This window comes from Pseudomonas danubii, assembly GCF_042980055.1.
Lineage (GTDB): Bacteria > Pseudomonadota > Gammaproteobacteria > Pseudomonadales > Pseudomonadaceae > Aquipseudomonas > Aquipseudomonas danubii.
Map to the genome: position 1 here is coordinate 4,829,705 of NZ_CP116502.1, position 20,170 is coordinate 4,849,874.

17 protein-coding genes are annotated in these 20,170 nt (G+C 63.4%); 5 read left to right on the plus strand and 12 right to left on the minus strand.

What is annotated here, in order from left to right:
* Positions 1-11: 11 nt before the first annotated feature.
* From PFZ56_RS21755 to PFZ56_RS21775, 5 genes are all read right to left on the minus strand, one after another.
* Positions 12-3,110 (minus strand): MdtB/MuxB family multidrug efflux RND transporter permease subunit, encoded by a 3,099-nt coding sequence (locus tag PFZ56_RS21755; protein ID WP_170004386.1) that lies wholly within the window; start codon positions 3,108-3,110, stop codon positions 12-14.
* Positions 3,107-4,429, minus strand: a complete 1,323-nt coding sequence (locus tag PFZ56_RS21760) for an MdtA/MuxA family multidrug efflux RND transporter periplasmic adaptor subunit (protein ID WP_110653295.1) — start codon at positions 4,427-4,429, stop codon at positions 3,107-3,109. The genes PFZ56_RS21755 and PFZ56_RS21760 overlap by 4 nt, the downstream gene beginning before the upstream one ends.
* A 178-nt stretch (positions 4,430-4,607) precedes the next feature.
* Positions 4,608-5,108, minus strand: coding sequence for a thiol peroxidase (tpx, locus tag PFZ56_RS21765; RefSeq protein ID WP_102863425.1), 501 nt, complete (start codon positions 5,106-5,108; stop codon positions 4,608-4,610).
* Positions 5,109-5,384: 276 nt separating this feature from the next.
* Entirely contained in the window at positions 5,385-6,062 is a 678-nt protein-coding gene (locus PFZ56_RS21770; RefSeq protein WP_170004384.1) for a type 1 glutamine amidotransferase domain-containing protein, read from the minus strand.
* Positions 6,063-6,092: 30 nt separating this feature from the next.
* Complete coding sequence (locus PFZ56_RS21775) at positions 6,093-6,551, minus strand: SRPBCC family protein (protein WP_170004382.1); 459 nt, start codon at positions 6,549-6,551, stop codon at positions 6,093-6,095.
* 387 nt (positions 6,552-6,938) lie between these two features.
* On the opposite strand from PFZ56_RS21775, the gene PFZ56_RS21780 reads away from it, so the two are divergent.
* Together PFZ56_RS21780 and PFZ56_RS21785 are read left to right on the plus strand one after the other, a co-directional pair.
* Positions 6,939-8,561: a J domain-containing protein gene (locus PFZ56_RS21780; RefSeq protein WP_394304447.1), complete on the plus strand. Its 1,623-nt coding sequence runs from the start codon at positions 6,939-6,941 to the stop codon at positions 8,559-8,561.
* On the plus strand, positions 8,558-9,538 hold the full coding sequence (locus PFZ56_RS21785; RefSeq protein ID WP_170004378.1) for a DUF3829 domain-containing protein: 981 nt from the start codon (positions 8,558-8,560) through the stop codon (positions 9,536-9,538). The genes PFZ56_RS21780 and PFZ56_RS21785 overlap by 4 nt, the downstream gene beginning before the upstream one ends.
* A 41-nt stretch (positions 9,539-9,579) precedes the next feature.
* Here the strand turns inward: PFZ56_RS21785 and PFZ56_RS21790 are convergent, their stop codons facing one another.
* The 3 genes from PFZ56_RS21790 to PFZ56_RS21800 form a co-directional block, all read right to left on the minus strand.
* Entirely contained in the window at positions 9,580-10,251 is a 672-nt protein-coding gene (locus PFZ56_RS21790; protein WP_102879173.1) for a DUF3313 domain-containing protein, read from the minus strand.
* Between the two features lie 176 nt (positions 10,252-10,427).
* The gene (locus PFZ56_RS21795; protein ID WP_102879172.1) at positions 10,428-10,922 is read right to left on the minus strand and encodes a DUF934 domain-containing protein; all 495 of its coding nucleotides are present in this window, start codon (positions 10,920-10,922) and stop codon (positions 10,428-10,430) included.
* Positions 10,919-12,592 (minus strand): nitrite/sulfite reductase, encoded by a 1,674-nt coding sequence (locus PFZ56_RS21800; RefSeq protein WP_102863418.1) that lies wholly within the window; start codon positions 12,590-12,592, stop codon positions 10,919-10,921. Before PFZ56_RS21800 ends, PFZ56_RS21795 begins: the two co-directional genes overlap by 4 nt.
* A gap of 273 nt (positions 12,593-12,865) precedes the next feature.
* Between PFZ56_RS21800 and ccoN the strand changes: the two genes are divergently transcribed.
* Complete coding sequence (ccoN, locus tag PFZ56_RS21805) at positions 12,866-14,293, plus strand: cytochrome-c oxidase, cbb3-type subunit I (RefSeq protein WP_170004376.1); 1,428 nt, start codon at positions 12,866-12,868, stop codon at positions 14,291-14,293.
* A gap of 59 nt (positions 14,294-14,352) precedes the next feature.
* Positions 14,353-14,571 (plus strand): cbb3-type cytochrome c oxidase subunit 3, encoded by a 219-nt coding sequence (locus tag PFZ56_RS21810; protein WP_110596855.1) that lies wholly within the window; start codon positions 14,353-14,355, stop codon positions 14,569-14,571.
* Between the two features lie 198 nt (positions 14,572-14,769).
* Here PFZ56_RS21810 and PFZ56_RS21815 read toward each other — a convergent pair whose 3' ends face one another.
* Positions 14,770-15,261, minus strand: coding sequence for a hypothetical protein (locus PFZ56_RS21815; protein ID WP_102879170.1), 492 nt, complete (start codon positions 15,259-15,261; stop codon positions 14,770-14,772).
* 156 nt (positions 15,262-15,417) lie between these two features.
* Positions 15,418-16,224: a helix-turn-helix domain-containing protein gene (locus tag PFZ56_RS21820; RefSeq protein ID WP_170004374.1), complete on the minus strand. Its 807-nt coding sequence runs from the start codon at positions 16,222-16,224 to the stop codon at positions 15,418-15,420.
* A gap of 78 nt (positions 16,225-16,302) precedes the next feature.
* On the opposite strand from PFZ56_RS21820, the gene PFZ56_RS21825 reads away from it, so the two are divergent.
* Positions 16,303-16,995, plus strand: coding sequence for an aspartate/glutamate racemase family protein (locus PFZ56_RS21825; RefSeq protein ID WP_102879168.1), 693 nt, complete (start codon positions 16,303-16,305; stop codon positions 16,993-16,995).
* A 462-nt stretch (positions 16,996-17,457) separates the two neighbouring features.
* On the opposite strand, the gene PFZ56_RS21830 is transcribed toward PFZ56_RS21825, so the two are convergent.
* Positions 17,458-17,970 carry a GNAT family N-acetyltransferase gene (locus PFZ56_RS21830; RefSeq protein WP_102879167.1) on the minus strand — a complete coding sequence of 171 codons (513 nt, stop codon included), beginning with the start codon at positions 17,968-17,970 and terminating at the stop codon, positions 17,458-17,460.
* Between the two features lie 106 nt (positions 17,971-18,076).
* Positions 18,077-20,014: a hypothetical protein gene (locus tag PFZ56_RS21835; protein WP_170005010.1), complete on the minus strand. Its 1,938-nt coding sequence runs from the start codon at positions 20,012-20,014 to the stop codon at positions 18,077-18,079.
* Positions 20,015-20,170: the final 156 nt, after the last annotated feature.

A 20,170-nucleotide genomic window follows, 5' to 3' on the forward strand; every position in this document is an offset into this window, starting at 1 on the left:
GCTGCGGCCCTTCATGCCTCCACCTCTTGGGCGTCTTCACCTTTGCCGAAGCGCCGGCCCAGGCGGTCGAAGTACAGGTAGATCACCGGCGTGGTGAACAGGGTCAGCACCTGGCTCACCAGCAGGCCGCCGACCATCACCAGGCCCAGGGGCTGGCGCAGCTCGGCACCCGAACCCGTGGCCAGCATCAGCGGCACGGCGCCGAACAGCGCCGCCAGGGTGGTCATCAGGATCGGCCGGAACCGCAGCAGCGCCGCCTGGTAGATCGCCTGTTCCGGGGCCATGCCCTGGTGGCGTTCGGCGTCGAGGGCGAAGTCGATCATCATGATCGCGTTCTTCTTGACGATGCCGATCAGCAGGATGATGCCGATGATCGCGATCATGCCCAGGTCATTGCCGCTGAGGATCAGCGCCAGCAAGGCCCCCACCGCCGCCGAAGGCAGGGTGGAGAGAATGGTGATCGGGTGGATGTAGCTCTCGTAGAGCACCCCCAGGACGATGTACATGGTCACCACCGCCGCCAGGATCAGCAGCAAGGTGCTCGACAGCGAGGCCTGGAAGGCCTCGGCGGCGCCCTGGAAGCGGGTCTGCACCCCCACTGGCATGCCAATGTCCTGCTGCACCTGTTCGATGACGTTCACCGCCTCCCCCAGGGCCACACCGGGCGCCAGGTTGAAGGACATCATCACCGCCGGGAACTGGCCGATATGGGCGATGGCCAGTTGCGCCTGGCGCTCCTCGACATGGGCCAGGCTCGACAGCCGCACTTGCCCGCCGTCGGTGGTCTTGACGTGGATCTGCTCCAGGGCCTGGGGTCCGATGCGCTCGCCAGCCTGGGCCTGGAGCACCACCCGGTACTGGCTGGCCTGGGTGTAGATGGTGGAAATCTGCCGCTGGCCGAAGGCGTCATACAGGGCGTCGGTGATGTTGGCCACCGAAACCCCGACCCGGGACGCCGCATCGCGGTCGATCACCAGGTACACCTGCAGGCCCTTGTCCTGCAGGTCGCTGGCCACGTCGGTGAGTTCCGGGCGCTGGGCCAGGGCTTCGCTCAGGCGCCCGCTCCACAGGGCCAGCAGCTCGGCGTCCGGCGAAGACAGGCTGAACTGGTACTGGGTGCGACTGACCCGGTCCTCGATGGTCAGATCCTGCACCGGCTGCATGAACAGGCGGATGCCCAGCAGTTTGTCCACCTCAGGCTGAATCCGTGCAATCAGCTGGGCCGCGCTCAGGTCACGCTGGTTGTGGGGCTTGAGGTTGATCAGCAGACGGCCACTGTTGAGGGTCGCGTTGTCGCCGTCGACGCCGATGTAGGACGACAGGCTTTCCACGGCCGGGTCCTGCAGGATGATCTTCGCCAGGTCTTGCTGGCGTTGACTCATGGCGGCGAAGGACACCGACTGCGGCGCCTCGGAAATGCCCTGGATGACCCCGGTGTCCTGCACCGGGAAGAAGCCCTTGGGCACCACCAGGTACAGGAACACGGTCAGGCCCAGGGTGCCGACGGCCACCATCAGCGTCAGGAACTGGTGCTTGAGCACCCATTGCAACTTGCGCCCGTAGCTTTCGATCAACCAGTCGATCCAGGCGCCGCTGGCGCGGTAGAAGCGCCCCTGCTCTTCAGGCTTAGGCTCACGCTTGAGCAACCGCGCGCACATCATCGGCGTCAGGGTCAGGGACACCACCAGGGAAATCAGGATCGCCACCGCCAGGGTGATGGCGAATTCGCGGAACAGCCGGCCCACCACATCCGCCATGAACAGCAGCGGGATCAGCACCGCGATCAGCGACAGGGTCAGGGAGATCAGGGTGAAGCCGATCTGCTTGGCGCCCTTGAGCGCCGCCTGCATCGGGCTGTCGCCCTCCTCGATAAAGCGCGAGATGTTCTCCAGCATGACGATGGCATCGTCCACCACGAAACCGGTGGCGATGGTCAGGGCCATCAGGGTCAGGTTGTTCACCGAAAAACCGGCCAGGTACATCACCCCGAAGGTGCCGATCAGCGACAGCGGCACGGCAATCGACGGAATGAGGGTGGCGCTGGCCCGACGCAGAAAGAGGAAGGTCACCATCACCACCAGGGCGATGGCGATGAACAGCTCGTGCTGCACATCCTTGACCGAGGCGCGGATGGTCTGGGTGCGGTCGGTGAGCACCGTGACGTCCAGGCCCGCCGGCAGGTTGTCGGTGATGCTCGGCAGCAGCGCCTTGATCCGGTCCACCACCTCGATCACGTTGGCCCCGGGCTGGCGCTGGATATTGAGCAGCACGGCCTGGTTTTCGTTGGCCCAGGCCGCCAGCCGCTCGTTCTCGGCGCCGTCGACGATCTCGGCAACATCCTTCAGGCGCAGCGGTGCGCCATTCTTGTAGGCCAGGATCAGCTCGGCGTAATCCTTGGGCGAGGTCAGCTGGTCGTTGGCATCGAGCATCGAGACCCGGGTCGGGCCGTCGAAGTTGCCCTTGGGCTGGTTGACGTTGGACGCGGCAATCAGGGTGCGCACGTCCGCCAGGTTCAGGCCGTTGGCCGCCAAAGCCTCGGGGTTGACCTTGATCCGCACCGCCTGGCGCTGGCCCCCGGCGATGCTGACCATGCCGACGCCGCTGATCTGGGCGATCTTCTGTGCCATGCGGGTGTCGACCAAGTCATTGAGCTTGGGCAGCAGCATGGTCTTGGAGGTGATGGCCAGAGTCAGCACCGGGGTGTCCGCCGGGTTGACCTTGTTGTACACCGGCGGCGCCGGCAGGTCCTTGGGCAACAAGTTGGTGGCGGCGTTGATGGCCGCCTGCACCTGTTGCTCGGCCACGTCCATATTGATGTCGAGGCTGAAACGCAGGGTCAGCACCGAGGCGCCACCGGAGCTGGTGGAGGCCATTTGGGTGAGGCCGGGCATCTGCCCGAACTGGCGCTCCAGGGGCGCGGTGACCGCGCTGGTCATCACGTCCGGGCTGGCCCCGGGGTACAGGGTCATGACCCGGATAGTCGGGTAGTCCACCTGGGGCAAGGCCGAGACCGGCAACAGGCGATAGGCGATCAGGCCGGCCAGGACAATGGCCAGCATGCTCAGGGTGGTGGCTACCGGACGCAGGATGAACAGTCGCGAGAAATTCATGCGCCGACCTTTTGCGCCTTGCCATCAGCCGGCTTGCCATCCGCGGCCGGTGCAGCGGCGGGCTTGCCCTGCAGGTGTTCGGTGGGGCTGGTGGGCACTTCACTGCTGTCGTTGACCACTTCCACCTCGCTGCCGTCCTTGAGGCGGTCGGTGCCTTCCATCACCACCCGGTCACCGGCCTTGAGGCCGTCCTTGATCACCGTCAGGTCGCCGTTGCTGTCGCTCACCTGCAGTTGGCGGATCTTCACCTTGTTATCACCATCCAGGGCGTAGACGAAGGTGCCGTTGGTGCCGAACTGGATCGCTGCCGAAGGTGCCAGCACCACGTTCTTCAGGGTGTCGGCCAGCAGCCGCACATTGACGAACTGATTGGGAAACAGGCCCTGGTCGCGGTTATCGAAGCGCGCCTTGAACTTCAGGGTGCCGGTGGTGGTGTCGATCTGGTTGTCCAGGCTTTGCAGCATGCCGCTGGCCTGCAATTTCACATCGCCCCGGTCCCAGGCTTCTACCGGCAGCTTGGCGCCGCTGTGGTAGCGCTTGAGCACGGTGTCCAGGCTGTTCTCCGGCAGGGTGAAGGCCACGCTGATGGGCTGGGTCTGGGTGATGATCACCAGTGCCGTGGTGTCGTTGGCCGACACCAGGTTGCCCACGTCCAGCTGACGCAGGCCCACGCGTCCGGCGATGGGCGCACGGATATTGGTGAATTCGAGGTTGAGCTTGGCGTCGTTGACCGCCGCCTGATTGGTCTTGACCGTGCCCTGGTACTGGCCCACCAGCGCCGCAGCGGTGTCCAGGGTCTGTTTGGCGATGCTGTCCTGGGCGTACAGGCCGCGATAACGCTCAAGGTCGACCTGGGCGTTCTTCAGCTGGGCCTGGTTCTGCAGCAAGGTGCCTTCGGCCTGGAGCAAGGCGTTCTGGTACGGGCGCGGATCGATCTGCGCCAGCAAGTCGCCGGCCTTAACCATCTGCCCTTCCTCGAAGTTGACCTTGACCAGCTCCCCCGCTACCCGGCTACGCACATTGATGGTGTTGAGTGCCGTCACCGTGCCCAGGGCCTTGTAGTACAGCGGGAAGTCACCCTGAGTCACCGGCGCCACCCGCACCGGGATCGGCCCGCTGGCACCGCCGAAGCCAGGGCGCAGGCTGCCGCTGCGTCCGGTATGCCCGGCCGCGGCCTTCGCCTGTGCACCCTCTTTGGGGGCGCTGCCGGCGGGCCAGAATTTCCAGCACAGGCCGATCACCAGCAGCAGGACAAACAGGCCGAACAGCCAGCGACGAGAGTTGCGGGGAGCAGAGGATTGCATGGAGTGATCAACCATTGGGCGCGTGGGAGTCTTCTTTGGGGAAGGCTGAAAGATAAGCACTAGAGCGGTTTTAGCAAAGCGCCTTTACCGGCAATTTACCTTTGACTGACGTTTCAAGGTGCGGCGCTAAGCCACTGAAGCACAAATAAAAACGGCCTGGACAGAGCCAGGCCGTGAATAATTGTAAAACCTGTTACTTGAGCACGGCCAGGGCCGCGTCGTAGTTCGGCTCTTCGGCGATTTCCTTGACCAGCTCGCTGTGCAGCACGGTGTCGTTTTCATCCAGCACCACCACGGCGCGGGCGGTCAGGCCGGCCAGCGGGCCGTCGGCGATGGCTACGCCGTAGTTTTCGATGAACTCGCGACCGCGCAGGGTCGACAGGTTCTGCACGTTTTCCAGGCCTTCGGCGCCGCAGAAACGGGCCTGGGCGAACGGCAGGTCAGCGGAGATGCACAGCACCACAGTGTTGGCCAACTCGTTGGCCTGGGCGTTGAACTTGCGTACTGAGGTCGCGCAGGTCGGGGTGTCGACGCTTGGGAAGATGTTCAGCACCTTGCGCTTGCCGGCGAGGCTGCTCAGGGAAACATCGGCCAGACCGGCGCCTACCAGGGAGAACGCAGGGGCTTTGGAACCCACTTGCGGCAGTTGGCCGTTGACCTGAACCGGGTTGCCTTTGAGAGTGACTTGAGCCATGAACGGAGTCCTTTATTGAACAGTGATGATGGAACAGCAATGAGAAATTCTTGAGAGGCCGAAGTTAAGCATGAAACGGCGCGGGCACCTATTGCCGGGCGGATAAATTGTCCAACAAACCGCTTCAGCAACGCCCCGGCGAGCCGCGCAATGATCGCCGATCATGGATCGGTAATCGGTAATCGGTAATCGGTAATCGAAGGAGCTGGCTTGCCAGCGAAGACGTCCGCAAGAGCACCGCAAGGCTCAAGGGCCCTTTCGCCGGCAAGCCGGCTCCTACAGGTGCGCCAGCAGCAGGTCCGCTACCGGGCCGCCGGAGGCCGGGTTCTGCCCGGTGATCACCCGCTGGTCCTGCACGACAAATGGTGCCCAGGGCGCGGCGGCCTTCTGGTACAGGGCACCGCGCTTGACCAGTTCGGTTTCCGTCAGGTACGGCACGTATTGGTCCAGCTCGGCCAGCTTTTCCTCCTCATTGGAGAACCCGGTGACCTGCTTGCCAGCGATCAGCAACGAGCCATCGCTGAGCCTGATGTTCAGCAAGCCCACCGCACCATGGCAGACCGAACTGACATAACCACCCTGCTCGTAGATCTCACGGCTCAGGGCCTGCAACTCTGGGTTGTCGGGGAAATCCCAAACCACGCCATGCCCGCCGGCGTAATAGATAGCCACGTAATCCTCGGAGCGGACCTGCTCCGGCTTCAGGGTCGCGCCCAGGCGGCTCATGAAAGCGCTGTCCTGGTACCACTGCCAGTCGGTGTCGTCCGCCATGGCCAGGCTGTGGGGATCGATGGGCACATAGCCGCCCTTGGGGCTGACGTAATCCACCTCGAACCCTGCCGCCTCGACCTTTTTCACAAAGTGCACCGCCTCACCCAGCCACAGGCCGGTGGCACGGTTCAAGGTCGGGTACTTGGCCACGCTGGTCAGGACCACCAGAATTTTCTTGCTCACGGCATGCTCCTTGGCTATCCACACAGAGAATCACGAAGACGGCTCGACGCTCAGCAAGCGCACCATGTTGCGGTGCCGGGCATCGAAAATCCGCGCCATGTAGGCATTGACCACCAACCGTTCCAAAGGTGCACCGCCGATGGCCCGATAGGTCACCCGGTCGGTGTACAGGGTCCCCCCTTCGGCGGCCTCCACCCGATGCTCATGGCGAAAGGCTCGCAACGGCCCCTTGAGCATTTCATCGACAAAATGCCGCTCGCCCACCTCACGTATAACCACCGTCCATGTCGCCGGAATGACACCCCACATCCAGTGCCTGAAGCTGAACTGGCGCCCGGCGCTGATCCGCAGATCATGCAGATCGATGCCCCCCAAGGGCGTGACGGGCTCGGGAAAGATCTTCGGAAAGTTGACCCCCTCAAGACAGAAATCCAGGACCTGAGCCGGGCTGCAACCTGCCAGAAAAGTCGTGCGTTCAACTACGGGCATACCTGAAAGCTCCTTCCTCAACCAGAATACACATCACATAACGGATTAGGATAATCCTATAACTAGTTGTTTTTATTGGTTTTATTATTCTATAAACAACATTAACTTAACCTTATAAATAACAAGGTAATAGTCATAAATCACTTGAGGTTGTCCATTCCCTTCGAGCAGCCCCATACAGCTCGGAGCACAGCTTCCGCGCATGGCAAATCAGCGCAGACCCGATCCCTGCCGCCCCCTACGGCCAACGCTGAACCGTCCTGGCCTTCCTGCTTTTCAATAGACAGATTCGAGTCGGGGACTTTTATCCGGGAAACCGGTAGGGTGCGCAATTTCCTCCATCCATTACTGGATGTTGCTGCCGGTTGCACGGAGTTTTACCGCCCAATGAGTTGCTGGACCCTACTCGGCCTGCCCGCCACCGCAGATACCCGGACCATCAAGCGCCACTACGCCAGGCTGCTCAAGCAGACCCGTCCGGATGAAGACCCGCAAGGTTTCCAACGCTTGCGCGACGCCTATGAAGAGGCACTGGCCCATAAGGATTGGGAGCAACAGAACGAGCCCCTGGAGACGCTCGAGACCTGGGCAGACAACGCGCCGGCAACCTTGGCGCTGTCACCGGTGCAGCGGGTGGCCATGTTGCTCAAGGAGCTGCCTGTCGATCAGCTCGACCAGCGCTATCAGCAGGCCCAGGAGCAGGCGTGCGCCTATGAGTTCGAACTGGCCCTGCTGCGCTATTGCGTTGAACACCCGGCGCAAGCCGACGCGGTGTTGCACTGGGGGTTCGAGCGTCTGCGCTGGATGAGTGCCTGGCAACGCCTGGATCTGCCGGAGTATCTGGTGCAGGAGTTGCAGCAGCAGCTCTATCAGCGAGTACAAGAGCCACTGGCCGCAGCCCTGGAGGCCAAGGATGAAGCGGCGTTCCTGAAGGCCTACGCCCAGCGTTCAGCCCATGCCTGGCTGCTGCACCTGCAACACCGACAATGGTTCAACCAATGGCTGGCACAAACACTGGCCAACAGTCCTTATTGGTCGGTGGCGGTGTTCCAGGCGGTCTGTGCCGGCCAAGGCTGGCACACCAACAGTGCAGACAACTGCCCGGAACAGCTCTGGCCGCGGCTGTTGAAACGCCATCAGGCACCGCTGTACCTGGCCCACCAGCAACAACTGGCGAGCGAACCGCCGAGTACCCCGGAACACCGTGCGGCACGCTTGTTACTCGCGCCCCTGAGCTTCAGTCAGCGCCGCGCCTGGGCCCGACACCTGGGCAACCTGGACTGGCAGGCCTGCCACAAGCTGGCCGCAAGCCTGGCGGCAGACTACCCGCAAGTCGCCGCCGGCATGCCCGCCAGCAACCCCTACTTCTGGCGAGACTGGGAACACGCGATCAACAGCTGGCCGATGCTCCTGGGCGTGGTCCTGGCATGCCTGACCGGCGCCGTGAGCCAGTACAGCGGGCAAGACGCCAGCCCCTGGGAGATTGTCGGCGTCACGCTGGTCTGGGCTCTGTGCTTCTGCGCCGCGGGCGAAGGACTGCAGCGACTTTGGCGCCCCCTGAGCCAACGCCTGTTCCAGTGGGACGAGCGCCTCAGCCAACACCTGCCTCGGCACCAGACGCCCTATCACGACGTGCAGCTGATCCGCGACCTGCTGCCCGCGGCGCTGCTGGGCGCACTGCTGGGTGTGGTGATCCACCCAGTAGCCACTATCACTTATCTCGGGGTCCTGCTGCTGGTGGCCCTGGCCCGCCAGCGCCAGATCGACCCGCTGAACGCCTGGCAACGCATCAACCCCTGGCCGCGTCGCCTGCTGCTGGGCACAGGACTGGTGCTGCTGGTGGCCGTAATCGCCACCCTCAAGTGGTTCGACGAGCGCTACACCGCCGGGCGTTATCAAGGCCTGCAGCCCTGGACCGAACGGCTGTGCGCGCGCATGCCGGCCGATACCCCCGAGTGCGCAGCACCGGCCACCCAGGAGCAGTGGTACCCCAAGGAGGAGCGGCCATGAGCCAACGCCCCTTGTTGCTTTTCGGTTGCACGCTGATTTTCGGCTTGTTTGCGCTCCTGGCTGCCGGAGCCCCGATCGCCCGCTTCGAACTGTGGCTGGCCAGCCTGGACAGCTCCGCCAGCGCCCAGGCCGCGGCCAGGGCGCCGCTGATCGACTGCGTCAACCAATACGATGTGCCTTGGCGCCTGGGCTACTACACCTACGGCACTCAAGCGGCCTGGCGCGCGGCGTTCACCGACCTGCTGAACAATGCCAAGGACTTCGCAGACGGCGCGAAGACCGACATGGATACCCTGCCCGCCCGCGACTGCGAACCGCGCATGCTCTATCGGCTGCGCCACCTGCAACCCGACGCCCCGCTGATCGGCCTGGCCGAGCGCTACATCGACGCACTGCACCAGGCCAACCTGGCCCGTCGCGCTCATTCCAGCGCCGTACCCGGTGCTTACATGCCGGCCGAGGAAGACACAGCCACTGTTGCCTTGCTCAAGCCCAAGTTCGACCACTACCTGCAAGCCTCCGCCGACCTGCGCGCTGCCCTGGCGAGCGCAGACATCGGCGCCCGACGCGAGCAACAGCGGCTGCTTGAGCAACGCCTGGGGCAGGACATCCACTGGCACCTGCTGGACTACATGATCCAGGCGCGACTCACGGTGGAGCAGATCAGCCAGGGCATGCGCGAGAAAACCTTGACCCCGGCGCAACTGGCACAGGCCAGCCAGGACCTGCAACGGACCTGGGATGCCGGGCAGCCCTTGCGCAACCGACCACAGAGCAGCCGCACGCAACCGGCCCATTACCTGTGGAGCCAGATCACGCGGCCGGCGCAGCGCTATCAGCAAGCCTTGCTCGCCCTGCAGCAGGACTGGCAGAAACAGGCTGAGCCACAGCATCTGAGCGAGGACTATCACGCCATCATGCGGGCCTACGACTCGCTGCTCAGCTACTACAACAAGCAGGCCCAGGTGGACTATTGAAGCGGCAGCGGCCCTGTTGGCCGCCGCCGGACAGCCAGGCCCTAACGCCCCTTGAACTTGGCGAAAGACTGGTGGAAGTCCGCCGCCCAACCGTCGATGACGTTCTTCACGTCATCGGCCTTCATCACTTGCGTGTCGTTTTCCAGGGGCTTGCCAGTGCCCTTGCGCACCACCTGGGCAATGACCTTGCCGCTGCTGCCATCGAGAAACACTGCCTCGGTGCCCAGCGTGGTTTGCTGGTCGCGAATTCCGCTGGCGGTGCTGACCGCCGCGGCCACCAGGGCCACAGGAATGATTTCATAAGGCTTCAGGCCTTCGGTTTTACTGCTGACCGCCGTGATTGCCGCCCGCACCACTAGCACCCCTGGCCCGGGGCCTTGAGCCAGGGGCAGGCTGCGCGCCGCCTCACGCCTGAGGGCCTGGTCGTAATACTGATTGATGCCGTCGAGGGTGCTCTGAGGAATCTTCGCCGTGGCTTGTGGCTGCGGGTAGAACTGGGTGGGTTCGATGTAGATCGCCCGGTACCGGTCGGTATCCAGCTTGGGATCGATCCAGCGCATCACCTCCACCCCGGAGGGCGACTTGGCCTCCTTGAGTCGGCTGTAATCCTGGAGAAACCCGGAGTATTCGTCGGGCTGGGTCACGTTGCTGGAGCAGCCGACCATGGCCAAAGAGGCAAGGCACGCCGTGCCGATCATCAATGCAAGTTTCATGGGTAACTCCTGTAGGTGAAACAGCCAGAAACTGGCCAGGGGAGTTACAGGTATAGCCAAAAGTTTGTCGCTGGGCAGGGTGTTTTTAGGATGGAAAGGCCCCAGGGGCCCCGGCGAAAGCCATCTTCGGGGCCCCTTCGCCGGCAAACCGGCTCCTACGGGAAAGGTGCCGGCGGTTACCGACGGCGGAACAGCGGCCGGGGTTCGATCACTGAGCGGCCATAGAGCACGCTCATGCCCACCAGTCCCTTGAGGGCGTCCAGGGCGCATTTGTCTTCGCGCACGGCAAAGCTGTCGAAGCCGCACTGACGCATATGGCTCAGTTGATCGCGCAGCACGTCGCCAATGGCCCGCAACTCGCCCATCCAGCCCAGGCGGGTACGCAGCAGGTAGGCCTGGCTGTAGCCCCGGCCATCACGAAAGCTCGGGAAGTCCACGGCAATCAGCGGGATCAGCTTGAGCCAGGGCTTGAGGCTTTCCACTTCGTCATCCGGGCCGATCCATACGCCGTCCCGGGCCGGGTGATGCTCGATGCGACGCATCAGCCACAGGGCCAGGGGCAGGATCAGCGGCCCGTCGGGCAGCGTATCGTCAACCCCGCGCACCAGGCTCCAGGCATCGTCCTCGACCAATTGGGCTTCGCCCTCGCACAGCCGCAGCAGATTGTTCATGCCAGCGCCTCCAGGGCCTTGGGATAGACCCGCTCCTTGAACGGCTCCAGGCCGATGCGCTGCAGGGTCTCGACGAAGGGTTCGTCGCTTTCGCGGTAGCGCACGAAGGTGGCGATGATGCGCTCGATCACTTCGGGGATTTCCTCGGCGCTGAAGGACGGCCCGATCACCTTGCCCAGGGCGCTGTCACGGCCCTTGGCGCCGCCCAGGGTGACCTGGAACCACTCGCTGCCGTTCTTGTCGACCCCGAGGATGCCGATATTGCCGATGTGGTGGTGGCCGCAGGCGTTCATGCAGCCGGAGATGTTCAGGCTGATGTCCCCCAGGTCATGGAGGTAGTCCAGGTCCTCGAAGCGCTGCTGGATGGCCAGGGTAATCGGCAGCGACCGGGCGTTGGCCAGGGCGCAGAAGTCGCCGCCCGGGCAGGCGATGATATCGGTCAGCAAGCCCGCGTTGGCGGTGCCCAGGCCATGCTCAGAGGCACACTGCCAAAGCTCGAACAGCTGCGACTTGGGCACATCCGGCAAGACGATGTTCTGTTCATGGGCAATACGGATCTCGCCGAAGCCGAAACGCTCGGACCAGTCGGCCACCGCCTCCATCTGCTGACCGGTGACGTCCCCCGGCGGCGAGCTTGGCCCCGGTTTGGTGGACAGCACCACGCAGGTGTAACCCGGCACCTTGTGCGGGTGCACATTGCGCGCCACCCAGCGGGCGAAGGCCGGCGACTCGGCCAGGTGGCTGCCGTAATCCAGATCGGTGTCCGCCAGGCGCTCGTAGATCGGCGGCACGAAGGCGCTGGCGACCCGCTGGTACTCTTCGTCGGTGAGCTGCGCCGGACCATCCTTGAGGTGCTGCCACTCCTCCTCCACTTCCTTGGCGAAGGCCTCGATGCCCAGGGCCTTGACCAGGATCTTGATCCGCGCCTTGTACTTGTTGTCACGCCGGCCATAGCGGTTGTAGACCCGCAGCACCGCCTCGACGTAGGACAGCAGGTGCTGCCAGGGCAGCCCGTCGCGAATCTGCAGGCCAAGGATCGGCGTGCGCCCCAGGCCCCCGCCGACGATCACGCGCAAAAGCATTTCGCCGCTGCGGGCACGATAAAGATACAGGCCGATGTCATGCATCATGATCGCCGCGCGGTCCTGCCTGGCCGAGCAGATGGCGATCTTGAACTTGCGCGGCAGGAACAGGAATTCCGGGTTGATGGTGGACCACTGGCGCAGGATCTCCGCCAGGGGGCGCGGGTCCAGGTACTCATCGGCGGCGACCCCGGCAAAGGCCTCGGTGGTGATGTTGCGCACGCAGTTGCCGGAGGTCTGGATGGCGTGCATCTCCACCTCGGCCAGGCGCTGCAGGATGTCCGGCACCTGGGCCAGCTCGATCCAGTTGAACTGCAGGTTCTGCCGGGTGGTGAAGTGACCGTAGCCGCGGTCGAAATCCCGGGCGATGCTGGCCAGGGTACGCATCTGCCGGGCACTCAGGGTGCCGTAGGGAATCGCCACCCGCAGCATGTAGGCATGCTTCTGCATATACAGGCCGTTCTGCAGGCGCAGGGGCAGGAACTCCTCCTCACTCAGTTGGCCGCCCATGAAGCGCTCGACCTGATCACGAAACTGCGCCACCCGCTCAAAGACCAGGGCCCGGTCATAGTCGTCGTACTGATACATGTGCCTACCTCATCCTCATCGGTGCTGGTCGTGCTCGAAACGGCGCGTATTGTGAGGGGGCGACTATGCGCGTACGGCGCAGAACGTTACAGATTCAGGTAAAAACTAAAAAACCATATCAGCGGCCACCACAGCGCCGTGGACATGAGATAAATCTGATCCGTATTAATGCAGTTTTTCTGAGCCTGTTTTGTTTCCCCGCTGATTCCTACAGTGCACCCCGTGCCAGACCGGGTGGCCTGGCAAGACTTTGCAAACGTGGAAGCATTGACCATGAACTCAGCAACAATCGGACAGGCTTACAACTACAAGGTGGTTCGCCAATTCGTCGTCGCAACCGTGGTATGGGGCGTGATCGGCATGGCCATGGGGGTGTGGATCGCCTCGCAACTGGTGTGGCCGGAGATGAACCTCGATCTGCCCTGGAGCACCTTCGGCCGCCTGCGGCCGCTGCACACCAGCCTGGTGATCTTCGGCTTTGCCGGCAGCGCCCAGTTCGCCGCCAGCTACTACGCCGTACAGCGTACCTGCCAGGTACGGCTGTACTCCGACACCCTGGCCGCCTTCACTTTCTGGGGCTGGCAGTCGGTGATCGTGATCATGCTGATCACCCTGCCCCTGGGCTACACCACCACCAAGGAATACGCCGAGATCGAATTCGCCGGCGCGGTGTGGATGGCGGTGGTCTGGGTGGCCTATGCCATCGTCTTCTTCACCACCGTGGTAAGGCGCAAGAGCCAGCACATCTATGTCGGCAACTGGTTCTTCGGCGCCTTCATCCTGGTGATCGCCATGCTTCATGTGGTCAACCACCTGTCGATCCCGGTGGACTGGTTCAAGTCCTACCCGGTGTATTCCGGCGCCACCGACGCCATGGTCCAGTGGTGGTACGGGCACAACGCCGTGGGCTTCTTCCTGACCACCGGCTTTCTCGGGATGATGTACTACTTCGTGCCCAAGCAAGTGGGACGCCCGGTGTATTCCTATCGCCTGTCCATCGTGCACTTCTGGGCGCTGATCACCCTGTACATCTGGGCCGGCCCGCACCACTTGCACTACACCGCCCTGCCGGACTGGGCCCAGTCCCTGGGCATGGCCATGTCGCTGATCCTCCTGGCCCCGAGCTGGGGCGGCATGATCAACGGCATGATGACCCTCTCGGGCGCCTGGCATAAGTTGCGCACCGACCCGATCCTGCGCTTTCTGGTGCTGTCCCTGGCGTTCTACGGCATGTCGACCTTCGAAGGCCCGATGATGGCGATCAAGACCGTCAACGCCCTGTCCCACTACACCGACTGGACCATCGGCCATGTGCACGCCGGGGCCCTGGGCTGGGTGGCAATGATCACCTTCGGTGCGATCTACCACATGGTGCCCAAGGTCTTCGGCCGCGAGCAGATGTACAGCGTGCCGCTGATCAACCTGCACTTCTGGCTGGCCACCATCGGCACCGTGCTCTACATCGCTTCAATGTGGGTCAACGGCATCACCCAGGGCCTGATGTGGCGTGCGGTCAACGAAGACGGCACCCTCACCTACTCCTTCGTCGAGGCCCTGGTGGCCAGCCATCCGGGGTTCGTGGTGCGTTTTGCCGGGGGTGTGTTCTTCCTCAGCGGCATGCTGCTGATGGCCTACAACACCTGGCGCACCGTACGCGTGGCCGATGAAGATCTGGCCCTGGGCGACGCGCAGATCGCCTGAGCCAGGCATTGCCCGCCGGTCCCAGTGACCGGCGGCTTTTTTAGGGAGCCGGATGAGCGATGGATATTCTGTTCAATCTGCTGGGGGTGGCGTTTCTCTACCTCAGCATCGAGTACTGCCTGCGCCACCAGAGCGCCAAGAGCCTGGATGACGCCAGCCTGATTCCCTTTGCCGACGACCCCGACGTGGCGCATCGCGTGGAATTGGCCACTGGCAAGAAGATCAACGCCGTGGCGCCGGAAGAGCCCAAGCCGGGATGGATCAACCTGGACATGTAACGCACTCCGTAGGAGCCGGCTTGCCGGCAAAGAGGCCCGCAAGACTTGTACATGGCCGGAGGCCGCTTTCGCTGGCAAGCCAGCGCCTACAGTTGCCAGTGCTGCGTGTTGCCCCGTAGGAGCCGGCTTGCCGGCGAAGGGGCCCGCAAGACCTGCACATGGCCGGCGCTCGCTTTCGCCGGCGAGCCAGCGCCTGCATCAGGCGCGCTCGCGGGGGATCAGGCTCTGCAATTGGGCCGCCAGGAAGTTGCCGTCGAAAACGAAGGTGTCGGGGTCCTTGAGGCCGTTGGTCTTGCGCCATTGCCAGGCGCCGCTGGCCTCGCCCACCAGCGAAACACTGCCCAGGCGCGCCGCCGTCAGGCCGATCACCGCCAGGGAAATCTGCCCATTGGGCCCCATCACATCCGGGACGAACTCCACTGGTTTGCCAGCGATGACGATGGTCAGCTTCTCGCTGTAGAAGCTGGAGCTTTCTAACGGCAATGCCGGACTGAAGGCCACATAAGGCTCGCGGTGCAGCTCCAGCAGATCCGGCAGCAGCACCGGTGCCAGCCACTGTTCAATCTGCCCGAACAGCTCATGAATACGCCGGGCCCAAACCACCGACTGGCTGTCGAACAGCTGCTTCTTGTGGGCTTCGCTGGCGGCGTAGTGGCGGAGCATCTCGCCCAGTTGCTGGATATCGTCCATTGCGGTGTGTCCCTGGCATCGACCTTTGGGAACTGCAGGTCGCCGGTATTGATCATGGCAGATGCCGGTCCCGGGCGTTGGGGTGTTTACCCCAGGGCCAGCCCATTCCTCTAGCCGCTGGCACCGGCCTTGCCCCGGCATGTCGCTGCGGGCCGTTTACTGCTCGCGGCTGGGATACCGGACAGGTACAGGGAGACAGGAGTGAAAACGCAGCCGGTACTGGCGCGGGGTCAGGCCGAGGCTTTTGCGCAAGGCGCTGCCCAGGTGCGATTGGTGGGCAAAGCCGCTGTCGTGGGCAATCGCCGCCAGCGGCAGGTCCGTGCGCTCCAGCAAGCGCCGGGCTGCCTGCAGCCGCACCTCGGTGATCCAGGCATGGGGCGTCAGGCCGACGGCGCGGCGAAAGTCCCGCAGCAGGCGCAGTTCGTTGTGACCGTAAGTGAGTGCCAATTGCGCCAGGGACAAGGGCTGGGCGTACTGGTCGGCCATCTGCTCCAGCACCTGGCTCAGGCGTGGTAACGCTGCGGTGGGGCGCTGGCGGGACTGGGACAGGCCGACAAAGGCCAGGGCACAGTGCTCCAGGGCCAACTCATCGATGACAGGCGCCAACAGCAGGCGCCGGGCCTCACGCCCCAGGGCCAGGGCCTCGGCATGCCCCGGACGCTGCAGGCGGCGCTCGCCGGGGATCAGCGGCGTCTGCTCCTGCCAGCGCGCCAGCAGGTATTCGCCGCCACGGGCAGATTCGGAGAACACCTCAACGCCCTTGGGCGTCAAGGCCAGGGTGCCGGGCCAGGTGTCGAAATCCTCGCGCCGATCGGAGTCGATGGCATGCACCCCGCGCTGGCGTTCCAGGGTCACACCCAGGGTCTGCCACTGCGCCGGATCGCGCGCGCTGTAGGCGGCTGCGGGCAACAGTTGCAGAAGCAGCCGACCGCCCAGCAGACGGTGTTCGAGGACCTCGGGCATGTGAAATTTCCTGATAGATCGCCAGCTCGGGCGAGACGAAACTGAAGCTCACTCACCCACACCACAGAGGAGTTGCCCATGCGCACCATCGGCCTGATCGGCGGCATGAGCTGGGAGTCCAGCGCTGAATACTACCGCCTGATCAATCAGCAGGTTCGCGATCAATTGGGGCCGCTGCGCTCGGCGCGGTTGCTAATGTACAGCGTCGACTTCGGGCCTGTCGAACAGGCCCAGCACGCCGGGCGCTGGGATGAAGCGGCGCGGATTCTGATAGACGCCGCCCAGCGATTGCAGGACGGCGGCGCCGAGTGCCTGGTGCTCTGTACCAACACCATGCACAAAGTGGCCGAGCAGATTCAGGCGGCCACTGCCGTGCCCTTCCTGCATATCGCCGACCCCACGGCCCAGGCCGCTCTCGCGGCCGGCACCCTGAACGTCGGGCTGCTGGGCACCGCCTTCACCATGGAGCAGGAGTTCCTCAAGAGCCGCCTGAGCCAACAAGGACTGAATGTGCTGGTGCCCGATGCGCAGGAGCGCCAGGCGGTGCACCGGATCATCTATGAGGAATTGTGCGTGGGGGTCATCAGCGACGCGTCGCGCCGGGTGTACCAGCAGGTGATCGAATCACTCAGGGCCCGCGGCGCCCAGGCCATCATCCTCGGCTGCACGGAAATCGGCCTGCTGCTCAAGCCAGAGCACAGCCCCCTGCCCCTGCTCGACACCACCGAATTACATGCCCGGGCGGCGGTGGATTTTGCTTTGCTGGAGTGAACCTCAAGGCCCGCTGGGCCTTGCTTGGCGATCGCCTGCCGAACCTGGGGCGGACTCAAGATCTTTGCGTCTCCTGCGGAGCCGATCGCAGCCTGCGGCAGCGGCTACAAAATGGTTCGGCACTGGCCTGTAGCCGCTGCCGAGCCCTGGCGAGGCTGCGAAAAGGCCCGCAGGGCCTTGCTTGGCGATCACCTGCCGAGCCTCGGGCGGACTCAAGATCCCTGCGTCTCCTGCGTCGGAATGCCGCCCAAGCCGTTCGCAGCCTGCGGCAGCGGCTACAAAATGGCTCGGCACTGACCTGTAGCCGCTGCCGAGCCCTGGCGAGGCTGCGAAAAGGCCCGCAGGGCCTTGCTTGGCGATCGCCTGCCAAACCTGGAGCGGACTCAAGATCCCTGCGTCTCCTGCGTCGGAATGCCGCCCAAGCCGTTCGCAGCCTGCGGCAGCGGCTACACAAACCCGGCCTCAACGACGCAGACGGGCCATGCTCAGCACGTCGACGTATTGCCCGCCACGGATGGCGTAGTCCCGCAGCTGGCCTTCGGTTTCAAAGCCGAACTTCTGGTACAGGCCGATGGCCGCCTGGTTGTCGGCATACACCGTGAGTTCGACCCGGCGCAGGTTCATCCAGTTATCCGCCACCTCCAGCACCGCCGCCAGCAGACGGCTGCCGACGCCCTGGCGCTGCCAGGCAGGGGACACCCCCATGGCCACGTCCGCGCAATGGGCGCGGCGCACCCGCGCCACCTGCTGCAGGCTGCAACTGCCGATCACCGCGCCCTGGTGCAGGGCCACCAGGGCCACCAGCCCTTCATTGTCCTGCCCCAGCCCCACGCGCTTACGCCACAACTCGCGGGACTGGTAAGGCAGTTGCAGGGTCTGGGCCGCCACGCTGGGTTCGCTGTACAGCGCCGTCAGACCCTCGATATGGGCTTCGGTGCAACGCTCGATAACGATAGTGGGATTGGCGTTAGGCATGGCCGGTCTTCCTTGAAGTGGAAATGGCCATCGAGTGTAAGGGCATGAGTGCGACGCTGGCGAGGCACTCAAGCGCAGAGCGGCACAGGCCTCAGAAACCATTGCCCTACAGCTCGGGCGACTGACTGTGCTGGCGCCGCAGATCCTCGGCGTAGCGTGCAGGTGAAAGCAGCTGTAGCACCTGATGCTGCAAGGCATCAGGCAATGCCAGGTAGAGGAACAGCCCCGGGTTCAAGGCTCGTTGCCTCTCCAGGTGCAGTGCCGACAGATAAAAGCCCACATCACGCAGACACTCGTAGGGACGCAGGCCGCCGATACGCATGATCGACTTGTCTTTGCCGGTCCCGAACTCAGCATTGATGCAGCGCTTGAGGGTCGCTGACGTGATCTCCCCTTCAGCGCTAGCGGCACTCAAGGCCCGTTGCAGAATCTCACTCAAGCGTTGCAGCGGATTGCACAAGTACTCAAGCGGGTACTCACAGTGGGCGACTACGTAGCGGTTGTATTGGTGGATCATGATGAGCGCCACACCCGTACCCTCCAGCATGAGTTCGCGCTGGTAATGACCGAAAAGGGTTTCATAGTCCACTAGGTGACGAATACCCCGCTTATCGACACAGTCATCGAGAATCGCTTCCAGCTTATCCGTGGCATGGGGCTGCCCCCCTGGGTCGTACTTGTATTTAAAGGCATAGACAAAGGTGAGGAGCTCCGTCGCCAGCCACCCCAGGTGATGCTGGGCGTGATAGGTATTCAACAATGCCTGGAGCACATTGATCTGCTCACGAGCGGCATCGGCAAGCCGCTGTTCACGCTGCTGCCCTTCGGTGACTGCTGCCTCGACCAAACGTTCAAGCGTCGATGCCGCCTCCAGGAATTTTTTTTCGCCGAACTGCTGCCGAACCAGGGTCAAGGAAGAGGAAAAGATCGCGTTGAGCAGGAACAATGACAACGGCATGTCCTGAAAGAACGCCAGCCAATGCTCCCGGTCCAAATCAGACTTCGCAACCAACTCCAGGACACTGGTATTAACACGCGACATCCGGCGCCCGACATCCAGGTCGCACTTGATCTGCTCCAGCAAAACATAGGCATGGAACTGCCGAACGTTATGCCTGATCAGATGGCGAGTCGCCTCCGAGCGCCCCACTTGCTGTGCTTTCTGCGATAGAAAATCACCGGGCTCCACATGCCTGATCTGCTCTTTGAAAATGCTCTCCAGCCTGTCGAACAGCGGGCTCGACGAGCGTGCACCAAACGCAGCAGCGCCCCTGGCCTGCTGATAAAGGTTGCGGTGTATTTCCTGCAATTCATCCGGCAAGACCGGCCTGGGCTCAGGCTGCGACCACCGCCCTGCGGCGTGCAGCACCTTGGCACCTTCGAGCAACTGCTCCAGGTGCTGGATGACGGCCTTGGCTTTCTCCAGCGATCGGCCCAATGTCAGCTCCAGTTCCTTCAAGGGCCCGTCGACCGAAGTTCTGCCGGGAAACGAATCATGACGAATCAGGCGCCCCAACTGGCGCAGGAACTGCGAGCCAGCCGCATGCGCCGTTTCCTGCCTGATCCCCGACTCCTCCATAACCTGCATCAAAGACGCCTCCAGGCTCCCCAGAATGGCCTCCCTGGTCGCCACCGGGTCACCGAACAGCCGGTCTCCATCGCGCTGGTGGCAACGCGCCAGATAACGCAAAGGGATCGAACCCTGCTCGTTCTCCAGCGCGTCCTCGAACATCAGCTCAAGCTGCGGCCAGACGATCATCCAGAAGTACATATGCGTAGCGCATACGTCCTTGTCAGGAAACAAGGCCACAAACCCCAGGTGCTTGTGAATCTCGCGCAAATTGCCCAGTACCGGGGTCAGCAGTGGATCATCGGCCCCGCCCACCATCCGCCTGGTCACTGTTTCGAGCATTGCCTGTTGACGCTTCTCGCGCTGCTCCAGGCTCTGACCCCGCTGTGGCAACGGGTCCTTCGACCTTTTGAACAAACCACGTTCGTAAAACAGCTCGATGACTTCATGAAACTTGGGAACCCTGTTAATCAAACCGCACCCACCCTCCGTTGTTCTGCGCCCATCCTGAGAGGTTGTTCGCGGCGCTACAACATTTTCCCGTCATCCCCTGGTTGAATTGCGCAAACCGGAGCCCGGCCGCCGATTAACGTACCGGGCATCCGAGGTCAGCCACCAAGCGCCCCGGTA